The 17,025-nt window shown below is 70.8% G+C and carries 19 protein-coding genes; 16 read left to right on the forward strand and 3 right to left on the reverse strand.

Annotation, left to right across the window (positions count from 1 at the left end):
- Nucleotides 1–108: 108 nt before the first annotated feature.
- The 3 genes from ACWGDX_RS14815 (at nt 109) to ACWGDX_RS14825 (ending at nt 2,475) form a co-directional block, all read left to right on the forward strand.
- Nucleotides 109–858, forward strand: coding sequence for an LmeA family phospholipid-binding protein (locus ACWGDX_RS14815; RefSeq protein ID WP_453625598.1), 750 nt, complete (start codon nt 109–111; stop codon nt 856–858).
- Nucleotides 859–1,318: 460 nt separating this feature from the next.
- Nucleotides 1,319–2,158 (forward strand): sulfurtransferase, encoded by an 840-nt coding sequence (locus tag ACWGDX_RS14820; RefSeq protein WP_453625600.1) that lies wholly within the window; start codon nt 1,319–1,321, stop codon nt 2,156–2,158.
- Nucleotides 2,159–2,187: 29 nt separating this feature from the next.
- On the forward strand, nt 2,188–2,475 hold the full coding sequence (locus tag ACWGDX_RS14825; protein WP_093594878.1) for a DUF1416 domain-containing protein: 288 nt from the start codon (nt 2,188–2,190) through the stop codon (nt 2,473–2,475).
- A gap of 449 nt (nt 2,476–2,924) precedes the next feature.
- On the opposite strand, the gene ACWGDX_RS14830 is transcribed toward ACWGDX_RS14825, so the two are convergent.
- Nucleotides 2,925–4,307: a hypothetical protein gene (locus tag ACWGDX_RS14830; RefSeq protein ID WP_453625602.1), complete on the reverse strand. Its 1,383-nt coding sequence runs from the start codon at nt 4,305–4,307 to the stop codon at nt 2,925–2,927.
- 269 nt (nt 4,308–4,576) lie between these two features.
- Between ACWGDX_RS14830 and ACWGDX_RS14835 the strand changes: the two genes are divergently transcribed.
- The 5 genes from ACWGDX_RS14835 (at nt 4,577) to ACWGDX_RS14855 (ending at nt 8,313) form a co-directional block, all read left to right on the forward strand.
- The gene (locus ACWGDX_RS14835; RefSeq protein WP_453625689.1) at nt 4,577–5,332 is read left to right on the forward strand and encodes a class I SAM-dependent methyltransferase; all 756 of its coding nucleotides are present in this window, start codon (nt 4,577–4,579) and stop codon (nt 5,330–5,332) included.
- Nucleotides 5,329–5,874: a pyridoxamine 5'-phosphate oxidase family protein gene (locus ACWGDX_RS14840; protein WP_453625604.1), complete on the forward strand. Its 546-nt coding sequence runs from the start codon at nt 5,329–5,331 to the stop codon at nt 5,872–5,874. Before ACWGDX_RS14835 ends, ACWGDX_RS14840 begins: the two co-directional genes overlap by 4 nt.
- Nucleotides 5,871–6,902 carry an L-threonine 3-dehydrogenase gene (gene tdh, locus ACWGDX_RS14845; RefSeq protein ID WP_453625606.1) on the forward strand — a complete coding sequence of 344 codons (1,032 nt, stop codon included), beginning with the start codon at nt 5,871–5,873 and terminating at the stop codon, nt 6,900–6,902. The genes ACWGDX_RS14840 and tdh overlap by 4 nt, the downstream gene beginning before the upstream one ends.
- Before the next feature lie 9 nt (nt 6,903–6,911).
- Complete coding sequence (locus ACWGDX_RS14850) at nt 6,912–7,943, forward strand: GNAT family N-acetyltransferase (RefSeq protein ID WP_453625608.1); 1,032 nt, start codon at nt 6,912–6,914, stop codon at nt 7,941–7,943.
- 94 nt (nt 7,944–8,037) lie between these two features.
- Nucleotides 8,038–8,313 (forward strand): DUF3099 domain-containing protein, encoded by a 276-nt coding sequence (locus tag ACWGDX_RS14855; RefSeq protein WP_453625610.1) that lies wholly within the window; start codon nt 8,038–8,040, stop codon nt 8,311–8,313.
- A gap of 183 nt (nt 8,314–8,496) precedes the next feature.
- On the opposite strand, the gene ACWGDX_RS14860 is transcribed toward ACWGDX_RS14855, so the two are convergent.
- The gene (locus ACWGDX_RS14860; RefSeq protein WP_363082566.1) at nt 8,497–8,865 is read right to left on the reverse strand and encodes a DsrE family protein; all 369 of its coding nucleotides are present in this window, start codon (nt 8,863–8,865) and stop codon (nt 8,497–8,499) included.
- Between the two features lie 217 nt (nt 8,866–9,082).
- Here ACWGDX_RS14860 and ACWGDX_RS14865 point away from each other — a divergent pair, with 217 nt between their 5' ends.
- From ACWGDX_RS14865 to ygfZ, 6 genes are all read left to right on the forward strand, one after another.
- The gene (locus tag ACWGDX_RS14865) at nt 9,083–9,880 is read left to right on the forward strand and encodes a hypothetical protein (RefSeq protein ID WP_453625612.1); all 798 of its coding nucleotides are present in this window, start codon (nt 9,083–9,085) and stop codon (nt 9,878–9,880) included.
- Nucleotides 9,877–10,779, forward strand: coding sequence for a hypothetical protein (locus ACWGDX_RS14870; protein WP_453625614.1), 903 nt, complete (start codon nt 9,877–9,879; stop codon nt 10,777–10,779). Before ACWGDX_RS14865 ends, ACWGDX_RS14870 begins: the two co-directional genes overlap by 4 nt.
- A complete protein-coding gene (locus ACWGDX_RS14875) occupies nt 10,776–11,771 on the forward strand; it encodes a hypothetical protein (RefSeq protein ID WP_453625616.1) in 996 nt (331 codons plus the stop codon). The genes ACWGDX_RS14870 and ACWGDX_RS14875 overlap by 4 nt, the downstream gene beginning before the upstream one ends.
- A 294-nt stretch (nt 11,772–12,065) precedes the next feature.
- The gene (locus ACWGDX_RS14880) at nt 12,066–12,638 is read left to right on the forward strand and encodes an FABP family protein (RefSeq protein ID WP_453625618.1); all 573 of its coding nucleotides are present in this window, start codon (nt 12,066–12,068) and stop codon (nt 12,636–12,638) included.
- Nucleotides 12,639–12,677: 39 nt separating this feature from the next.
- On the forward strand, nt 12,678–13,115 hold the full coding sequence (locus ACWGDX_RS14885; RefSeq protein WP_453625620.1) for a Fur family transcriptional regulator: 438 nt from the start codon (nt 12,678–12,680) through the stop codon (nt 13,113–13,115).
- Nucleotides 13,116–13,274: 159 nt separating this feature from the next.
- Nucleotides 13,275–14,240, forward strand: a complete 966-nt coding sequence (ygfZ, locus tag ACWGDX_RS14890) for a CAF17-like 4Fe-4S cluster assembly/insertion protein YgfZ (RefSeq protein ID WP_363082572.1) — start codon at nt 13,275–13,277, stop codon at nt 14,238–14,240.
- A gap of 97 nt (nt 14,241–14,337) precedes the next feature.
- Here the strand turns inward: ygfZ and dtd are convergent, their stop codons facing one another.
- Nucleotides 14,338–14,775 carry a D-aminoacyl-tRNA deacylase gene (dtd, locus tag ACWGDX_RS14895; RefSeq protein ID WP_453625622.1) on the reverse strand — a complete coding sequence of 146 codons (438 nt, stop codon included), beginning with the start codon at nt 14,773–14,775 and terminating at the stop codon, nt 14,338–14,340.
- A gap of 590 nt (nt 14,776–15,365) precedes the next feature.
- Here dtd and ACWGDX_RS14900 point away from each other — a divergent pair.
- A complete protein-coding gene (locus ACWGDX_RS14900) occupies nt 15,366–15,857 on the forward strand; it encodes an RsiG family protein (protein WP_453625691.1) in 492 nt (163 codons plus the stop codon).
- 163 nt (nt 15,858–16,020) lie between these two features.
- Nucleotides 16,021–17,019, forward strand: coding sequence for an asparaginase (locus tag ACWGDX_RS14905; protein ID WP_453625624.1), 999 nt, complete (start codon nt 16,021–16,023; stop codon nt 17,017–17,019).
- Nucleotides 17,020–17,025 lie beyond the last annotated feature (6 nt).

The raw sequence follows: 17,025 nt of genomic DNA on the forward strand, positions 1-17,025 counted from the left end.
ATGGGCAGCGTCCGATCGGCGTCTGCCCGACACCTACGGGGCCGGACGCCCTACAGGGCCGGACACCAAGCAAGGCCAGACACCTAACAGGGTGGGGGACACCGAGCAATGCGCGCACTGCGAATACTGCTGATACTCGTCGTGGTCTTCGGCGGTCTGTTCGTCGCCGCGGACCGTGCCGCGGTGTACTTCGCCGAGGGTCAGATCGCCGACAAGATCAGGTCGAGCCAGGGTCTCAGCTCCCAGCCCCAGGTCTCCATCAAGGGCTTCCCCTTCCTCACCCAGGTCCTGGGCTCCTCGGTGGACGAGGTCGACATCGGCCTCGGCGGTGTCAGCGCCACGGCCGACGGGCATCAGGTCCAGGTGACCGAGGTCAGCGCCGTGCTGAAGGACGTCAAGATCGACAGCAGCTTCTCCTCCGCGACCGCCGCCCAGGCCAGCGGCTCGGCGCGTATCTCGTACGCGGATCTCGCGAAGTCGGCGCCGAAGGGCGCGACGGTCGGTTACGCGGGCGCCGAGCGGGCCGCCAAGGGGCAGGTCAAGCTCTCGGGGCGGCTGGCGGACGTGCTGGACGGCGCGGGCATCGACATGCCGTCCTCCGTGCGGGCGCTGCTGGACGGCCAAGATGTCACGGCGTACAGCACGGTCTCGCTGGAGGGCGGCGACACGGTCCGGCTGCGCGCCGAGACCCTGCCCGAGCTGCCGGTGCCGGGTCTGAACGATCAGGTGCGGGACGTGATCGACTACGACCTCAAGATCGACGGACTGCCGTCCACCATCAAGCTGGACCGGATCACCGCCTCGGAGAGCGGCCTCCAGTTCGCCGGCACGGGCACGGACGTCTCGCTCGCGGGCTAGGCCCGTCCGGTCGGACAGCCGTACATCGGGATGGGCTGGCCGTCGGATGCCCGGATGCCCGGATGGCGAGACGGTGGTGTCCGCTCCTCAGAAGGCCGACGGGCGGAAGCGCCGGGCGGGACGGCGGTCATCGTATGACCGGAACACTTGTCTCACTCCGTGGATGATCGTGTCTCGCCATGTGATACGCCGGTGACATGTCTACCGGAACGTCCCTACGATCGGACGTATGAGGCAGCAGGCGGACTTCACGAAGCGGCGGGCAGTTGACCTGTGCCGCGTCGCCGCCATGCTCTGTCGCGCTGTCTGAGCGGGACTTCCGCGTCCCGTCTTGCGGCCCTTCGAGTATCTCAGGGCCAGTCCCGCGCCGTACGCCGGCTTCCGTCCCATGCGTGCCATGCCCGGAAGCCACCGCATCACACGCATGACCCCGCCGCACACTGCCCCGGAGGAGAACAGCATGAGCCGCAGCGACGTCCTGGTAGACGCCGACTGGGTCGAGGCCCACATCGACGACCCGAAGGTGGTCATCGTCGAGGTCGACGAGGACACCTCGGCCTACGACAAGAACCACATCAAGAACGCCGTCCGGATCGACTGGAAGAAGGACCTCCAGGACCCGGTCCGCCGTGACTTCGTCGACCAGGAGGGCTTCGAGAAGCTCCTGTCGGCCAAGGGCATCGCCAACGACGACACGGTCGTGCTCTACGGCGGCAACAACAACTGGTTCGCGTCCTACGCGTACTGGTACTTCAAGCTGTACGGCCACGACTCCGTCAAGCTCCTCGACGGTGGCCGCAAGAAGTGGGAGCTGGACTCCCGCGACCTGGTCGAGGCCGTTCCGGAGCGCGCGGAGACCACCTACGAGGCGAAGCCGCAGAACACCGCGATCCGCGCCTTCCGTGACGACGCGCTGGCCGCGATCGGCACCCAGAACCTGGTCGACGTACGGTCGCCCGACGAGTTCAGCGGCAAGCTGCTCGCCCCGGCGCACCTTCCGCAGGAGCAGTCGCAGCGTCCGGGCCACATCCCGACCGCCCGCAACATCCCGTGGTCCAAGAACGCCAACGACGACGGCACCTTCAAGTCGGACGACGAGCTCAAGGAGCTGTACGCCGAGGAGCAGGTCGACCTGGCGAAGGACACGGTCGCCTACTGCCGTATCGGTGAGCGTTCCGCGCTGACCTGGTTCGTGCTGCACGAGCTGCTCGGTGTCGAGAACGTCAAGAACTACGACGGCTCGTGGACCGAGTACGGCTCGCTCGTCGGTGTGCCGATCGAGCTCGGCGCCAACAAGTAATCACGTTCCGACCTGGAGGACTGAACAGTATGTGTGGAGCACAGGCCGGCGGCCCCGACGCTTCGACGATCAAGCCCGGCGAGACCACCATCCAGGGTTCCGTGACCCGTGACGGCGAGCCCGTCACCGGTTATGTACGCCTGCTGGACTCGACCGGCGAATTCACCGCGGAGGTCCCGACCTCGGCGACCGGCCAGTTCCGCTTCTACGCCGCCGAGGGCACGTGGACCGTGCGCGCGCTCGTTCCCGGCGCCACGGCGGACCGTACGGTCGTCGCGCAGACCGGAGGCCTCTCGGAGGTCGCGATCGCCGTCTGAGCCCGCACAGTCCCGAGGCTCTTCCGCCCCGCCGGAGTCGTCCGGCGGGGCGGAGTGCTGCCCGGAGCCCCGAGTCCCGGAGCCCCGAGCCCTGGAGCCCCCGGAGCCCTGGAGCCGCGAGACACGACCTGGGGCCGGACGGGCGATGTCGGGCCATGACGGGAGATCGATCGTGCCGACTCCTCCGGGAGAAACCTTGCGCCCGGTGACGGGCGGTGTACGCATGGGGCATGGACGATCCCTTTGCTTTCGATCCCCTGAGAGTGCCGAGAGTGCCGAGGGTGCCCAAGGTGCTCGTCAAAGCCCGGAAGGCACCTGGCGCGCCTTCCCCCGTACCGCCTTCCCCCGTACCGGAGACACCCGGCGGTGCCGGGGAGAGCACGGACAACAGGACGATTCCGCGAGCCGGCTGAGCAGGGCGAGCCAACTGAGCAGGACGGGCCGGCTGATCAGGGGTTGGGCGGCAGGAAGGCCAGGCCCCGGGCGCGGTGGAGTACGGCGGCGGCGTGCGGCTGGTGGCGGAAACCGCGCAGGGACCCGCGCAGACGCCTGAGCGCCTGGTCCGCGGCGGCCGAGCGCAGGCTCGGGTAGTGGTCGAGGAAGACGTGCCAGTGGGTGCAGGACTCCTCCAGATGCCCCAGTGTCAGGAGCGTGTCGGCGAGCCGTGCGCGGCTGAGGGCGCTGGATCTGTGCCGGTCCTCCCGGCGGCCCTCGGCCGCGACGGTCAGGGCCTGCGCCGCCCGCGCCGTATCCCCCAGGGCGAGCAGGGTCCTGCCGCGCTGGTAGTCGAGTCCGGCCCGGGGGTAGCTGGTGAAGGGTCCCGGCGGGCCGGTCGCGCGGTCATGGTGGGTCTCGGCCGCCGCGAGATCGCTCATGGCTCTGTGCCGCTGCTGCGCGTGGGCGTGGGTGAGCGCGCGCTGGCTCAGGAGGAAAGCCCGGGTCGCCCGGTCGGTACGGGGTCCGGCGGTGTCCACGGCGGCCTCGGCGAGACCCCCCGCGTGCGCGTGGAATCCGAGGAACATCGCCTGGAGGCTCATGGCGCGCAGGGTGATCGCGAAGAGGCGCCGGTCACCGGCCTCGTGGGCGAGGCCGAGTGCGGTGCCGAAGTAGTGCTGGGCCAGGCTGGGATAGCCGGCGTCCATGCTCATACGGGCCAGCAGATGGGTGAGTTGGGCCGCGCCGGTGAACAGGTCCCGGCGCAGGGCGGGCCGGGCGGGAGCGGCCAGCAGACGGCTCGTGTCCTCGGCGAGGTAGGCGGTCAGCGCGGAGCGCGCGTGAGCACCGCCGTGACGCTCCATGAGATCCGCGAAGAGATGGACCATCCAGAGCAGCCGCTGGACATCCCCCGAGGCGGCCCGGGGTCCGGCGGCGCGTGATCCCGCGGCGCCGTACCGCACCGCGGCGGACGGTACGGGGCTCCAGGCCGGCGCGGTGGCGGCGGCCAGGTCGTAGGCGTTGCCGGCCAGAAGGGCGCGGCGGGTCGGGTCGGCGTCGGCGCGGGCCAGTGCCGTCAGCCGGTCCATGACACCGCCCGTCTCCGGCCCGTCGCCCAGGAGGGAATCGCCGGTGTCCCGCAGGGGCTGTGCGAGACCGGTCTCCTCCTCGGTGACCAGGCGGCCGCTGCGGCGGCTGAGGGCCGAGGCGACCAGGACGGGTATGGGCGGCCGGGGGCGGGAGCCGGTCAGCCAGTGGGCGACCGAGGTGCGGTCGTAACGCAGTTGCAGACCCTGTGCCGCGCCCAGTTCGTTGACGGCCCGTGCCAGTTCGCTCGGGCTCCAGTGGGCTTCGTTGAGCAGCGCGGCGAGACGGGGGTTGGGCTGATGGCGGGCCAAGGCCTCGTTTCTCCTCAGGACGGGCCCGGCGAGCCCTGTCCGCTTCCGTCAAGGGGGCGCGACGGCACACGCGTTCAACGCGCGCACGCATCGATCACGGCGGGCCACGCTCAGGGGGAGGTCGGTGGGCAAGCCTAGGAGATGTTCCCTCTCGCACGGCAGTTCATCCCGCTTTCGGTCACCGGGACAGCCGCTGTCCGGTATCTCCGCCCCACGCCGCCTCACGCCGCCTCACGTCCAGAGGCCTCACGCCGCCTCACGTCCAGAGGATCGAGGAGTCCCTGATGACACAGTTCGACGAACTCGCCGAGATCTACGAGGAGTTCTCCCGGCTTCCGTTCCGGCGGGAACTGGAGTTCCCGAGTGTGCTGGGAGTGCTCGGCGACCTCTCCGGGCTCCGGGTCCTGGATCTGGGCTGCGGGAGCGGTGTCTACAGCCGGACGCTGGCACGGTGCGGCGCGGGGCGGGTGGTCGGGCTCGACGATTCGGGCGGAATGATCGACCACGCCCGCGTACGGGAGTCCGCGGAGCCTCTGGGCGTGAGCTATGTCAGCGGCCCTCTGCCGGCCGCGCTGGAGGGCGCCTTCGACGTGGTGCTCGGCGTGTACGTACTGCCGTACGCCACCACCTACGCGGAGCTCACCGGGCTGTGCCGGACCGCCGCCGACGCGCTGCGGCCGGGCGGACGGTTCGTCACCCTGCCCGTCCATCCCGGGGTCCACCACGACCCCGGCCACTACGAACGCTACGGCTTCCGCCTCACCACCGGCCGGTCCCCGGAAGACGGCTCCCCCGTGGATCTCGAACTGCGCTTCGCCGCGTACGAGACCCATGTCACCGCGCGCTACTGGAGCGCCACGACGCTGGAGCGGGCGCTGCGGGAGACCGGCTTCGGTCCCGTCCGGTGGCGGTCCCACCGGCTGTCACCCACGGCCGCCGCCGGACCGCCCGACTTCTGGCAGCCCTATCTCAGCACCCCCCACGCCGCGATCCTCGACACCCGGAAGGAAGACAGCCCCTCATGACACCACTGCCCGAACTCGCCGAACGCAGCCATTTCCTCATCGAGAACGCCCGCTTCATGACCCTGGCCACCCACGGCCCCGAGGGGGCCTGGGCCTCCACGGTCAACTACGTACCGCTGCGGCAGCCGCTGCGGCTGCTGTGGTACTCGATGCGCCGGGCCAGGCACTCACGCGACATCGAGGCCGACCCGCGGATCTCCGGCTCGGTCTATCTGACCGGGCTGCCCGGACTGGGCCTGGACGGCGCTCAGTTCACCGCCACCGCGAGGCCGGTGGGACCTGACGAACTCCAGGAACTCAGCGACTGGTACTACGAACGGAACTTCCCGGACGAGTCGGTCCGCCGCCAATGGCGCCTGCCGCTGGGGGAGTTCCGGGACGAGGGACCCCGGCGCTTCTATCTTCTGGAGGTCCACCGGTGGTGGCTGCTGGACATCGACCAGTGGCTCGCGGACAAGAAGGACCAGCGCGTCGCCGTTCCGCTGGACGCTCTCGCCGGCCGGCCGATGGCCGGCAGCGACGGACCGGCGGGTGTCCGGTGAAGGCGCTCGTCAAGTCGGGGCCCGGTGAAGGGCTGGACTTCGTCGATGTCCCGGCCCCCGTACCGGGCCGCCACGACGTGCTCATCCGGGTGCTGCGCACCGGCATCTGCGGCACGGACCTGCACATCTTCGAAGGAAGCCCCTGGGCGGCGCGGACGGTGACGACGCCCCGTGTCATCGGCCATGAGTTCGTCGGCGAGATCGTGGAGACCGGGGCGAGCGTCGGAGGTCTGCCGCCCGGCCAGCTCGTCAGCGCGGAAGGGCACCTGACCTGCGACACCTGTGTCAACTGCCAGGCGGACAGGAAACACCTGTGTCGCGCGGCGCAGGGCCTCGGGGTGCAGCGCGACGGCGCGTTCGCCGAGTATGTGGTGCTGCCCGCGCGGAGCGTCTGGGTGCACCGCCCCGGTGTCTCCCTCGATGTCGCCGCCATCTTCGACGCCTTCGGCAACGCCGTCCACATCGCCGACGCCTTTCCCGTCCGCGACCGGACCGTCCTGGTCACCGGAGCGGGACCGATCGGTGTCCTGGCCGCCGCCGTCGCCCTGCACCGGGGGGCGCGCCTGGTCGCGGTCAGCGACATCAGCCCCTTCCGGCTGGACCTCGCCCGACGCGCCGGGGCCCATCTCGTCATCGACGCGGGTCACGGGCCGATCGACACCGCCGCCGCGCTCGGTGCGGAGAACGGCTTCGACATCGGCTTCGAGATGTCGGGCAACCCGGCCGCTCTGCGTGGTCTGATCGGCGCCATGGCGCACGGCGGCCGGATCGGCGTCCTCGGTCTGCCCGACGAGGACATACCCACCGACTGGTCGGACATCGCCCTGCGCATGCTGACCATCCAAGGGATCAGCGGACGCAAGGTCTTCGACACCTGGCACACCATGGCCGACCTGCTGGACCAGGGTGTGGACCCGTCGTTCACCATCACCGACCACTTCGCCGCGGAGGAGTACGAGAAGGCCTTCGCCACCGCGGCCGGAGGGGACGCGGGCAAGGTGATCCTCGACTGGGTCCCGAGGGACTGAGGGGGCGTCATGGACTGCACCGTGCGTGTCCACACCACCATCGACGAGATCGACGGACGGTGGGACGACCTGATGACGGCCGCCCGCGCCCCCGTCTTCTACCGCCGCCCCTTCCTGCGGGCCTTCGAGAAGCACCCGCTGCATCCGGTCCTGCGTACCGCGTATCTCACGGTCGAGGACCGGTCGGGGCGCGCCCACGCGGCCCTGCCCCTCTATCTGCAACGCGATGTCGACCCGATGCGGGTCATCGCCGATCACCATCCCCACGCGGTGGGCCGGACCGTGCTGCTCAGCCATGTGTGGCACTGCTACGACACCGTGCTGCCGGTACGGCCCGGCCCCGGCGGCGCGTCCGCCGCCCGTCGCGCCGTCACCGCGCTGCGGGACATCGCGTGCCAGTGGGACGCGCGGCTGTGCGGCATGGCCAACGTGGACGCGGCCGGCCCGCTGGACGCGCTGCTGACGGACGCCGGATTCGCCGGGGTCGACATCGACGTGGGATGGGGACTGACCCTGGACCGGTACACGGGATTCGACGACTACCTCACCAACGCGCTCAGCAGGAAGGCGCGGTACAACCTCAGACACGACCTGCGCGAGGCGGAGCGAGCGGGAGTCACCGTCCGCACGGGCGACGCGCGGAGCGCGGATCTCGACGAGTTCGTACGGCTGGCCCGCGCCACCGCCGCCAAATTCGACAACTCCGACTACTACCGGCCCGGCCTCTTCCAGGACTTCGTGCTGGCTCTCGGCGACGGTGTCCAGGCCATCGAACTCCGGGTCGAGGACCGGATGATCGCCTCCGCGCTCACCCTCACCGACGACACCCGGCTGCACTACTGGGCAGTGGGATACACACAGAAGGACACCCCCGGCTACAGCCCGTTCTATGTGGCGTACGCCCAGGTGATGCGGGAGGCGTGGGCGTCGGGCCGCGACTGGGTCGAGCTGGGCCGGCGCAACCCGTCCTTCAAGCGGCGGTACGGTCTCCAGCCCCGCGTACTGCGTGCCTACCTCGCGGACGTCGCCGCGGACGCGTAAGGACTCCGCGTCGGCGGACAGGCACGACAAGGCACGGCGACCGCCCGCCGACGGGGCCACCGCCCGCCGGCGGTTTCGGTCGTACGCTGGAGACATGTACACGCGACGCCGTCGTCGGTACTTCCTGTTGATGGGCGGATGCCTGATCCTCTTCGTCTCCGCCTGGACGTTCGTACGATTCTGGTCGGTTCCGGCCGCTGTCGCCCTGTGCATCGTCGCCATGGTCATTCCCCCGATCGCGGCCATGGTGGGCAACGCACGCGGCAAGGACGACCGCTGGTGGGACGACCCGTCCGGGGACCCTCAGTCCGATGAGTGGTGGGACGAGCTGGACGGCAAGAAGCCCCAGAAGAGAGACAGCAGGAAGTAGCCCGGCGAACAGGGCAGTGAACGGGGGCGTGACGGGACGCGGCAAGGAAGCGGCGCCCGCCCGGGGGCGGAGATGTGCCCAGGCGGCCTCCCGGGCGGGCGCCGCCGTGCGGGCGGGGTCGCCTTCCGGGCGGGCGCCGCGGCGTCATAGGACTTCAGCGGGCGTCAGCGGACTCGGCGGATGTCAGTAGACGAGCGCCTGGACGCCGTCCGGCATGATCTCGCTGACGAAGACCTGCGCGCCGGCGATCCGTACCCCCTCGATGACGTCCTTCTCCGTGATGTCACGGCGGGCCGCGCACTGGGTGCAGAGGGTGATCAGACCCCCGGCCCGGATCGACTCCATGAGATCCGGCAGCGGCGCGGAGTGCGGCAGTTCGAACTCCGCCGCCCTGCCCGGCAGCGCGAACCACGCGGACTCGCCCGTCAGCCACAGCGAGACCTCCACACCGCTGGCCACGGCCACCGCCGCCACCGTGAAGGCCTGGGAACAGCGCTCGGGGGCATCGGCCCCCGCGGTCACTTTGATCACGAGCTTCTTCGCGGATTGCATATGCCGAACTGTAATCCGCCCAGGTACAACCACCCTGTGCGCTCGGCGGTCAGGTCTGTGCGCGGGTAACGGAACCCGCGCTTCAAGCCTTGTCTTGTGAAGTCTCGTGGGGGGACTTTCTTTGGAATCTCAGCCGACTGACTCGGCTACTCCTGCGGCTCCTGCGGCTCCTGCGGCCTCCGTGGCTGCCGCGGCCGTGGAGCCGGAGCCGGAGCCGGTGGGTGCTCCGGAATCTCTGCCGGGGGCCGTGCCGGGGTTCGTGCCCGTGCCGGGGCCCGGCCGGCCGCCGCGCAGGCGTGGCCGTACGACCCTGCTGATCGCCGCCGCCGCGGTGCTCGGCATCGTCGCCGGAACCGCCACCGGGTACGCCGTCCAGGCCGACCGCGCGCCGACCCCGCTGCCGGCGCTCGCCCAGCCCGGCCTCGCGTACCCCGCCACGTCCCTTCCCGAGGGGAAGGAGGCGGAGCCGCTGTCCGCCGAGGAGGACAGCCGGGTCAGGACCGACGGCGATCTGCGCAAGCTGCTGCTCCCCCGGCCCTCCGGCGCGAGGGAGAGTGCCTTGACCTGGGCCAGTGACGGGTGGCTCTCGCTCGACGCGTACGTCCGTGACTTCGACGACCCGGACTACATGTTCGAGGATCTGGCGGGGAAAGGTTTCCGCCGGGCCGCGTGCGCCTCCTGGGAACAGGGCGAGTACCGCGAGACGAACATCTTCCTTGTGCAGTTCCGGGCCGACTGGTCCCTCGGCGCCCCCGAGCACGCGGAGGGGCAGTTCGCCTACATGCCGGAGGAGGAGGACGGCGCGGGCAACCCAGGCGATCCCATCAAGGGCAGCTCGAACGGCCGTTACTACCTCTACAAGGTCGAGCGGGAGGCCGGGTACCTGCCGCAGTACCACGCCCGCGCCCTCGCCCACCGGGGCGATGTGATGCTCGACATCAACATCTTCGACACCGAGCCGATCAGCAAGAAGGACATCCGGACGCTGGCCGAGCGGCAGTTGGAGCGCCTGTGAACGACGACCTGGCCACCAAGGCCACTGAGACCACCGGGGCCACCGAGGCCACCGAGAGCGCTTCCCCGGCACCGGCTTCCCCGGCAGTGACACCGGCACCGGCCGCACCAGCGGTGACACCGGCAGTGACACCGGCACCGGTACCGGTACCGGCAGGGGCGCCGCCCGGCCGCGCGCGTCGGCTCCTCGGGACCGTGCTGCCCGCCGTCCTTGTCCTCGGCGCGATCGGCGGCGGTATCGCGTTCGTCAAGACCACCGTCGACGGGGCCGACAGGACCGTCCCCACCACGCTGTGGCGGAAGCCGGACACCGAGCCGCGCCCGAATCCGGACCCGGCCGAGCATTTCGCCGAAGGACGCACGGACACCGACCTCAGCAGGAAGCTGCTCCCCGTCCCCGGGGACTACCGTCTCGGTCCGGATGTGGGGGAGCACGGCAACGATGTCTCCCTGACCGCCAAAGAGGCGACGGAGATGTTCCGGTCCATCGGCGAGGGGCTCCCCGCCCAGCTGCGCAGGGCGCTGAACAAGGAGATCGACAGGCTGGGCGTCAAGGGCATGGCCGCGCGCTCCTACAGCGCGTACTCCGGAGACCTGGTCGTCCAGGTGTATCTGATGCGGATGACGGACCGCGGGGCCGTCCACCGCTGGTACAAGAACCAGGCGGACCGGCCCGGGGCCCGTAAGGGACCGGCGGTCGAGGGCCACAAGGAGGCCAGATGCTTCCTGGCCCCGAAGGAGAAGGAGTCGGGGCTCGCGGCGATGGAGTGCGTGGCGTACGACGGTGAGCTGGCCGTCGATGTCGTCGCGCGGGGCACGGAGCCGCTCGACCCGTCCGCCGTCGCCGAACTGACGAGGGATCAGCTCGGCCACATCGCATCCCCGGGGAAGTACATATGACCGAGCAGATCACGTCAGCGCCGAAGCCGGCCCCCACGGACGCGACAGAGGCCGCGCCCCAGGGTGTGGCCTCGGCCGAGGACGGTCCGGCGCCCGCGACCGAGGGCGCCGTCGAGCCCGCAGCCGTGGCCGTGGACACCGCCGTGGCCGGGCCCGCAGCCGTGGCCGTGGACATCGCTCCCGGCGGCGTGCCTCCGATGCCCCTCCAGCCGCCCGTGGTCCCGCGGGCCGCACGGCCGTCGCGGCGGGTGCTGCGGGCCGTGGCGCGCTGGGCCGCCGCCGTGGTCGTCTTCGGCGGGCTCGGTACCGGTGCCGCGTTCGGCATCGGCGGTATGGAGCGAACCGACGTACCCGGGCTGGCCACGCGTGACGACGGCCGGTGGGAGTATCCGCGCCTCGCCCTGCCCGCCCTCCCCGCCGGCGCTCCGCGCCCCTTCACCGAGGCGAACGAGGCGGAGATCCACTACGCCGATGTGCGTGAGCTGCTGCTGCCCGCCCCGGCCGGGGCCACCGCTGACAAGAAGCTCACCGGCGGCTGGGTGGACGTCGAGCGCTATCTCTCCGAGTACGCCCCGGAGGAACGCGCGGCCCTGAGGGTCTCCCTGCGCGACTACGCCGTACGGCATATCGCGGCCCGTGGCTGGACCATGCCGGACGGCACCGCCTCGCGCGTCTATCTGCTCCGCTTCCAGTCGGTCGCGTTCGCGCTGACGTACGAGGCCGAGGAGATCGGCGACGGGCTGACGGCCGGCATCCCGCTGTCCGCCGCCCCGTCGACCGAGCTGGACGAGGGCTGGGCCCGGGGCGACGTCGTACCCAACACCCTGTCCAAGGTGTACACGGAGCCCAAGCCCTACGGCCCCACCCAGGTACGCCAGGCGTATGTCCTCGCGGGTGACACCCTCGCGCTGATCGTCCAGGAGAAGAAGGGCGGCGCCGCCGCCGTACCGTTCCACCAGACCGTGATGCTCCAGAATCAGCTCCTCGGCTGAGCGGGCAGCACCTCACCGAGAGGGCCGGGCCACCACCCATTAGGCTGGGGCCCGGCCCCACCGGCCCCAGCCCCGCCCCTACGCACATCCGAGGAGCCCCCCGTGCTTGAGGCCTTCTTCACTTCCCTGCTGGTCCTCGTCTGTGTCGGCACGCTCGCCTTCGCCGGTCTGACCGTGAAGAAGCTGTACCAGGGCCAGCGCTAGGCACTCGCCGTACCACCGCCGGCGCCGCCATCGCCGCCGGCACCGTCCTCAACCTCACGGCCTCCCCTCTACAGATCGACTGAGCTGCTCATGATCGAGATCCCGTCCGACCTGCACCCGGACCTTGTTCCCCTCGTCTTCCTCCTCGGGAACTGGGAGGGTGTCGGCGTCTTCGACTTCCCCGGCGACGAGAAGGCCAACTTCGGCCAGGAAGTCACCTTCAGCCATGACGGCAGGGACTTCATCGAGTACGTCTCGCACACCTGGGCGCTCGACGCCGAGGGCAAGAAGATCAGGCCGATCGAGTCCGAGTCCGGCTTCTGGCGGATCGACAAGGAGCGCAAGGTCGAGGTCGTGATGGTCCGCGACCAGGGCGTCGTGGAGGTCTGGTACGGCGAGCTGGCCGACCAGAAGCCGCAGATCGACGTGGTCACCGACGCGGTGGCCCGTACGGCGGCCTCCGGGCCCTACAGCGGCGGCAGGCGGCTCTACGGCTATGTCAAGGGCGACCTCATGTGGGTGGGCGAGAAGTCCACCCCCGAGATCCCGCTGCGCCCGTACATGTCGGCGCATCTGAGGAAGGTCGTGACCCCGGGCCAGGTCGAGGAGTGGGCCAAGGACCTCGGCGACCTCCCGGACGACGGCATCGCCTTCTTCAAGTAGCCGGCCACGATCGCGTGCGCCCCTGCCTACACTGGGGGCGTGGTGAGCATCGACTGGAAGAGCGACCTGCGGCAGCGTGGTTACCGGCTGACGCCTCAGCGCCAGCTTGTTCTCGAAGCCGTCGACACCCTCGAACACGCGACGCCGGACGACATCCTCTCCGAGGTGCGCAAGACCGCCTCCGGGGTGAACATCTCGACCGTCTACCGGACTCTTGAGCTGCTGGAGGAGCTGGGTCTGGTCTCGCACACCCATCTCGGGCACGGCTCTCCGACGTACCACCTGGCCGACCGCCACCACCACATCCATATGGTCTGCCGGGACTGTACGGAAGTGATCGAGGCGGATGTCGAGGTCGCGGCGGAATTCACCGCCAAGCTGAGCGAGACGTACGACTTCACGACCGATATGAAGCACTTCGCGATCTTCGGCCGCTGCCGGTCATGCTCCGCGCACGCGGCGAAGGACGATTCCTAGGTACGTCGGGCGGTTCACCGGGCACGCCGGGCGGTTCACCGGCACGCGCGGGCGATTCAGAGGCACCCCGCGGGCATCGTCGTGGGGCGACGCGGGGCCTTTTTCGGCGCTTCGCGGGCCCACTGCGGCCAAGTCCGCCCGAGTCGTACGCTGATAGACATGAAGAGCCCTCTGCTGTCCCTGCCCGGAGCCGTCCCCGCCGAAGGACAGGACGAAGGTGTCGCCGCGCACTACGGCGATCTGTTCCGTGAACAGCGCGCCCTCGCCGACGGCACCGGACTGGTCGATCTCTCCCATCGCGGAGTCGTGACCGTGACCGGGGACGACCGGCTGAGCTGGCTGCATCTGCTGCTCACCCAGCATGTGAGCGAACTGCCCGCGGGCCGGGCCACGGAAGCGCTGATCCTGTCGGCGCACGGCCATATCGAGCACGCGCTGTATCTGGTGGACGACGGCGAGACGGTCTGGGCGCATGTCGAGCCCGGTACGCAGGAGGCGCTGATCGCCTACCTGGAGTCGATGAAGTTCTTCTACCGGGTCGAGGTCGCCGACCGTACGGACGACATCGCGGTCGTCCACCTCCCGGCGGGCTCCATCGCGGAGCCGCCCGAGGGCGTGGTCGTACGGGAGACCCCCTACGGCAGGGATCTCTTCCTGCCCCGGGCGGACCTGGAGACCTATGCCGCGTCGCACGGACCGCTGGCCGGGACCCTCGCCCACGAGGCGCTGCGGATCGAGGGCCACCGGCCGCGTCTCGGCTTCGAGACCGACCACCGGACCATCCCGCACGAGCTGGGCTGGATCGGCAGCGCGGTCCATCTCCAGAAGGGGTGCTACCGGGGCCAGGAGACCGTGGCGCGCGTCCAGAACCTGGGGAAGCCGCCGCGTCGGCTGGTCTTCCTGCATCTGGACGGCAGCGAGGTCCATCTGCCGGGGCACGGTACGCCGGTCCGGCTCGCGGCCGACGGTGCCGAGGGGCGCCAGCTCGGTTTCATCACCACCTCGGCGCGCCATCACGAGCTGGGCCCGATCGCGCTGGCTCTGGTCAAGCGCAATGTGCCGGTGGACGCGGAGCTGATGGCGGGGGACACGGCGGCGGCCCAGGAAGCGGTCGTGGAGGCCTGAAGCGCCAATACCACATTCCTATGGCAGATGTCATATGCGGCGCCATCAGATATGCGGAAATCGCGGGTGCCGATGTCACATGCCGCGGGTGCCGATGTCACATGTCCAGCACCACCGTGAACGGGCCGTGGTTCGTCAGCGAGACCCTCATGTCCGCTCCGAAGCGGCCCGTCTCCACGCGCGCGCCGAGCGCCCGCAGACCCGCCACCACCGCGTCGACCAGCGGCTCGGCCACCGGGCCAGGCGCCGCGGCGTTCCAGGTCGGGCGGCGCCCCTTGCGGGCGTCCCCATAGAGGGTGAACTGCGAGATGACCAGCAGCGGAGCGTCCGCTTCCGAGCAGGATCTCTCGCCCTCCAGCAGCCGTATCGACCAGAGCTTCCTGGCGAGCCGCTCCGCCTGCTCCTTGGTGTCCTCATGGGTCACTCCCACCAGCACACACAGTCCCTCGCCCGGGAACCCGCCGACGGTCTCGGTCCCGGACGCCGTCACGACGTCGACGCTCGCGCCGTCGACTCTCTGCACCACCGCACGCATACGGGCCAACCTATCGGGGGCCGAACGGGTGCGGAGTGCACGCATGCGTCCGGGCAGGAGTGGCACGATGCCCGAAGGCGGTGCGCCGGTTCGCGTGCCGGTCCAGGGATGGGGGGTTCCCAGCGGAGCGAGGGACCGGGTTCGCCCCAGCGGAGTGAGGGGAAGTACGCGCGATGACCACACCCGGTGGCGGACAGCCGCCCGGTTCCGTACCGACGACGTGCACGGCCAGTGGCACGACCAGCGGGACGGGCAGCGGCCCCGTCGCCGTCCCCGCCGCCGGGACCGGCGCCGCCACGGGCGCCGCCACCGGTGGTGGTACGGACCCGTGTGCCGTCCTCGGCTCCGGCCTGGGCACCGGTCCGGGTCTTCTGGCCACCGGTCCGGGTACGGGGTCGGGTACGGGGGCGGGGCGGGCGACGGACACGGACAGCGGGGTCGGGCCAGGGTCCGGGTCCGGGGTAGGGGCCGCGGTAGGGGTCGCGGCCGGGGTCACCGCCGCCGGTACGGGCTCTGGTACGGGCTCCGGCACAGGCACCGGCACCGGCGGACTCCGTCCGCCCGTACAGCGCACCGGCGGCGAGGGCTCGCTGCCCGCGCCGCGGCCGTACGACTTCACCGTGCTCCGGCTGCCCGAGCTGCGCGCGCTGCGCCGGGACTCGCAGCGCGACGAGGCCGATCTCAGCTATCTGCGCCGGCTCCTCCAGGGGCGTATCGACATCCTGCGGGCCGAGCTGGCCCGCCGTACCGCGCCCGAGACGCCGCTCCTCGACCGGCTGTCCGAGATCCTCACCGACGCCCCTTCGCGGCACCGCACCTCCGCCCGCCATGTCACGCTCTCCGTTCCGCGCAGCGAGGAGTACCGCGCGCTGGCCGCGGAGACGCTGGCGGAGGTGGAGCTGTCGGACCTGGAGGCCCGTACGGACGAGGAACTGCACTCCGCGATGAGCCGGCTGATCCGCAACGAGCAGCAGCTCTCGCGCCGCCGTCAGCAGTTGCAGCAGACGGCGAACGAATGCAGCGCGGAGATCGCGCGGAGGTACCGTGAGGGGGAAGCTCAAGTGGATGACCTGCTCATCTGAAGAAGATCATCCCTGCTGACAAAGACCCTCGCTGAAAAAGACCCTCTCCGCTGAAGAGGACCCGCCCACCCCGACGAGCACCCGCCACCCGAGACCGCCGACGGCCGCCCGATCCGCCGTCGGCGTTTCCGAGCGGTTCGCCCCCTGCCCCGGAAGGCCGACGATGACACCCAGCACCCCCGCCGTACCGCCGGTCATACCCTCGGCGGCCACCCCCACGGCCGTCCCGGCCGTCCTCGCCGAGGTCGTACGGTCCGGCTTCACCGAGGGTCGGCACCGCGGGTCGCTCGTGCTGCTCGGGGCGGACGGGCGGGTGGAGCTGGCGCTCGGCGACCCCGGCCTGCCGGTCTTCCCGCGCTCCAGCAACAAGCCGATGCAGGCCGCCGCCGTGCTGCGGGCCGGTCTCGATCTGTCGGGGGAACGGCTGGCGCTGGCGGCGGCGAGCCACTCGGGGGAGGCGTTCCATCTCGACCTCGTCCGCGTGATGCTCGCCGAGCACGGACTGACGGTGGACGATCTGCGGACACCGCCGGATCTGCCGCTGGATCAGGTCACGGCGGAGGAGCATCTCGCGGCCGGCGGGGCGCGTGAGCGGATCCTGATGAACTGCTCGGGCAAGCACGCGGCGATGCTGGCGGTCTCCGCCCAGAACGGCTGGTCCAAGGACGGTTATCTGGACCCGGACCATCCGCTCCAGCGACTGGTCCGCACGGTGATCGAGGAGACGGCGGAGGAGACGGTTCCGGCGGTCGGCACGGACGGCTGCGGTGCCCCGCTGATGGCGGTCAGCCTGACCGGACTGGCCCGTGCCTTCCGCCACTTCGTGCTCGCTGCGCCGGGCACGGCCGAGCGGCGGGTGGCGGACGCGATGCGCGCCCACCCGGAGTATGTGGCGGGCACCCGCCGTTCGGACACCTGGCTGATGAGGGAAGTACCGGGCACGCTCTCCAAGATGGGCGCGGAAGCGGTCCAGGCGGTGGCGCTGGCGGACGGCCGCGCGCTGGCGTTCAAGATCGACGACGGTGGGTCCCGGGCGGTGGGTCCGGTGCTGGCGCGCGCGCTCGAACTGCTGGGCGTGGAGGCCGAGGTGGTCGGACGCATCGGCCGGGCGCCGCTGCTGGGCGGCGGCGCGGAGGTCGGTGCGGTCCGCGCGGCGTTCTGACCGTGG

This window comes from Streptomyces sp. NPDC055025 (genome assembly GCF_053608565.1).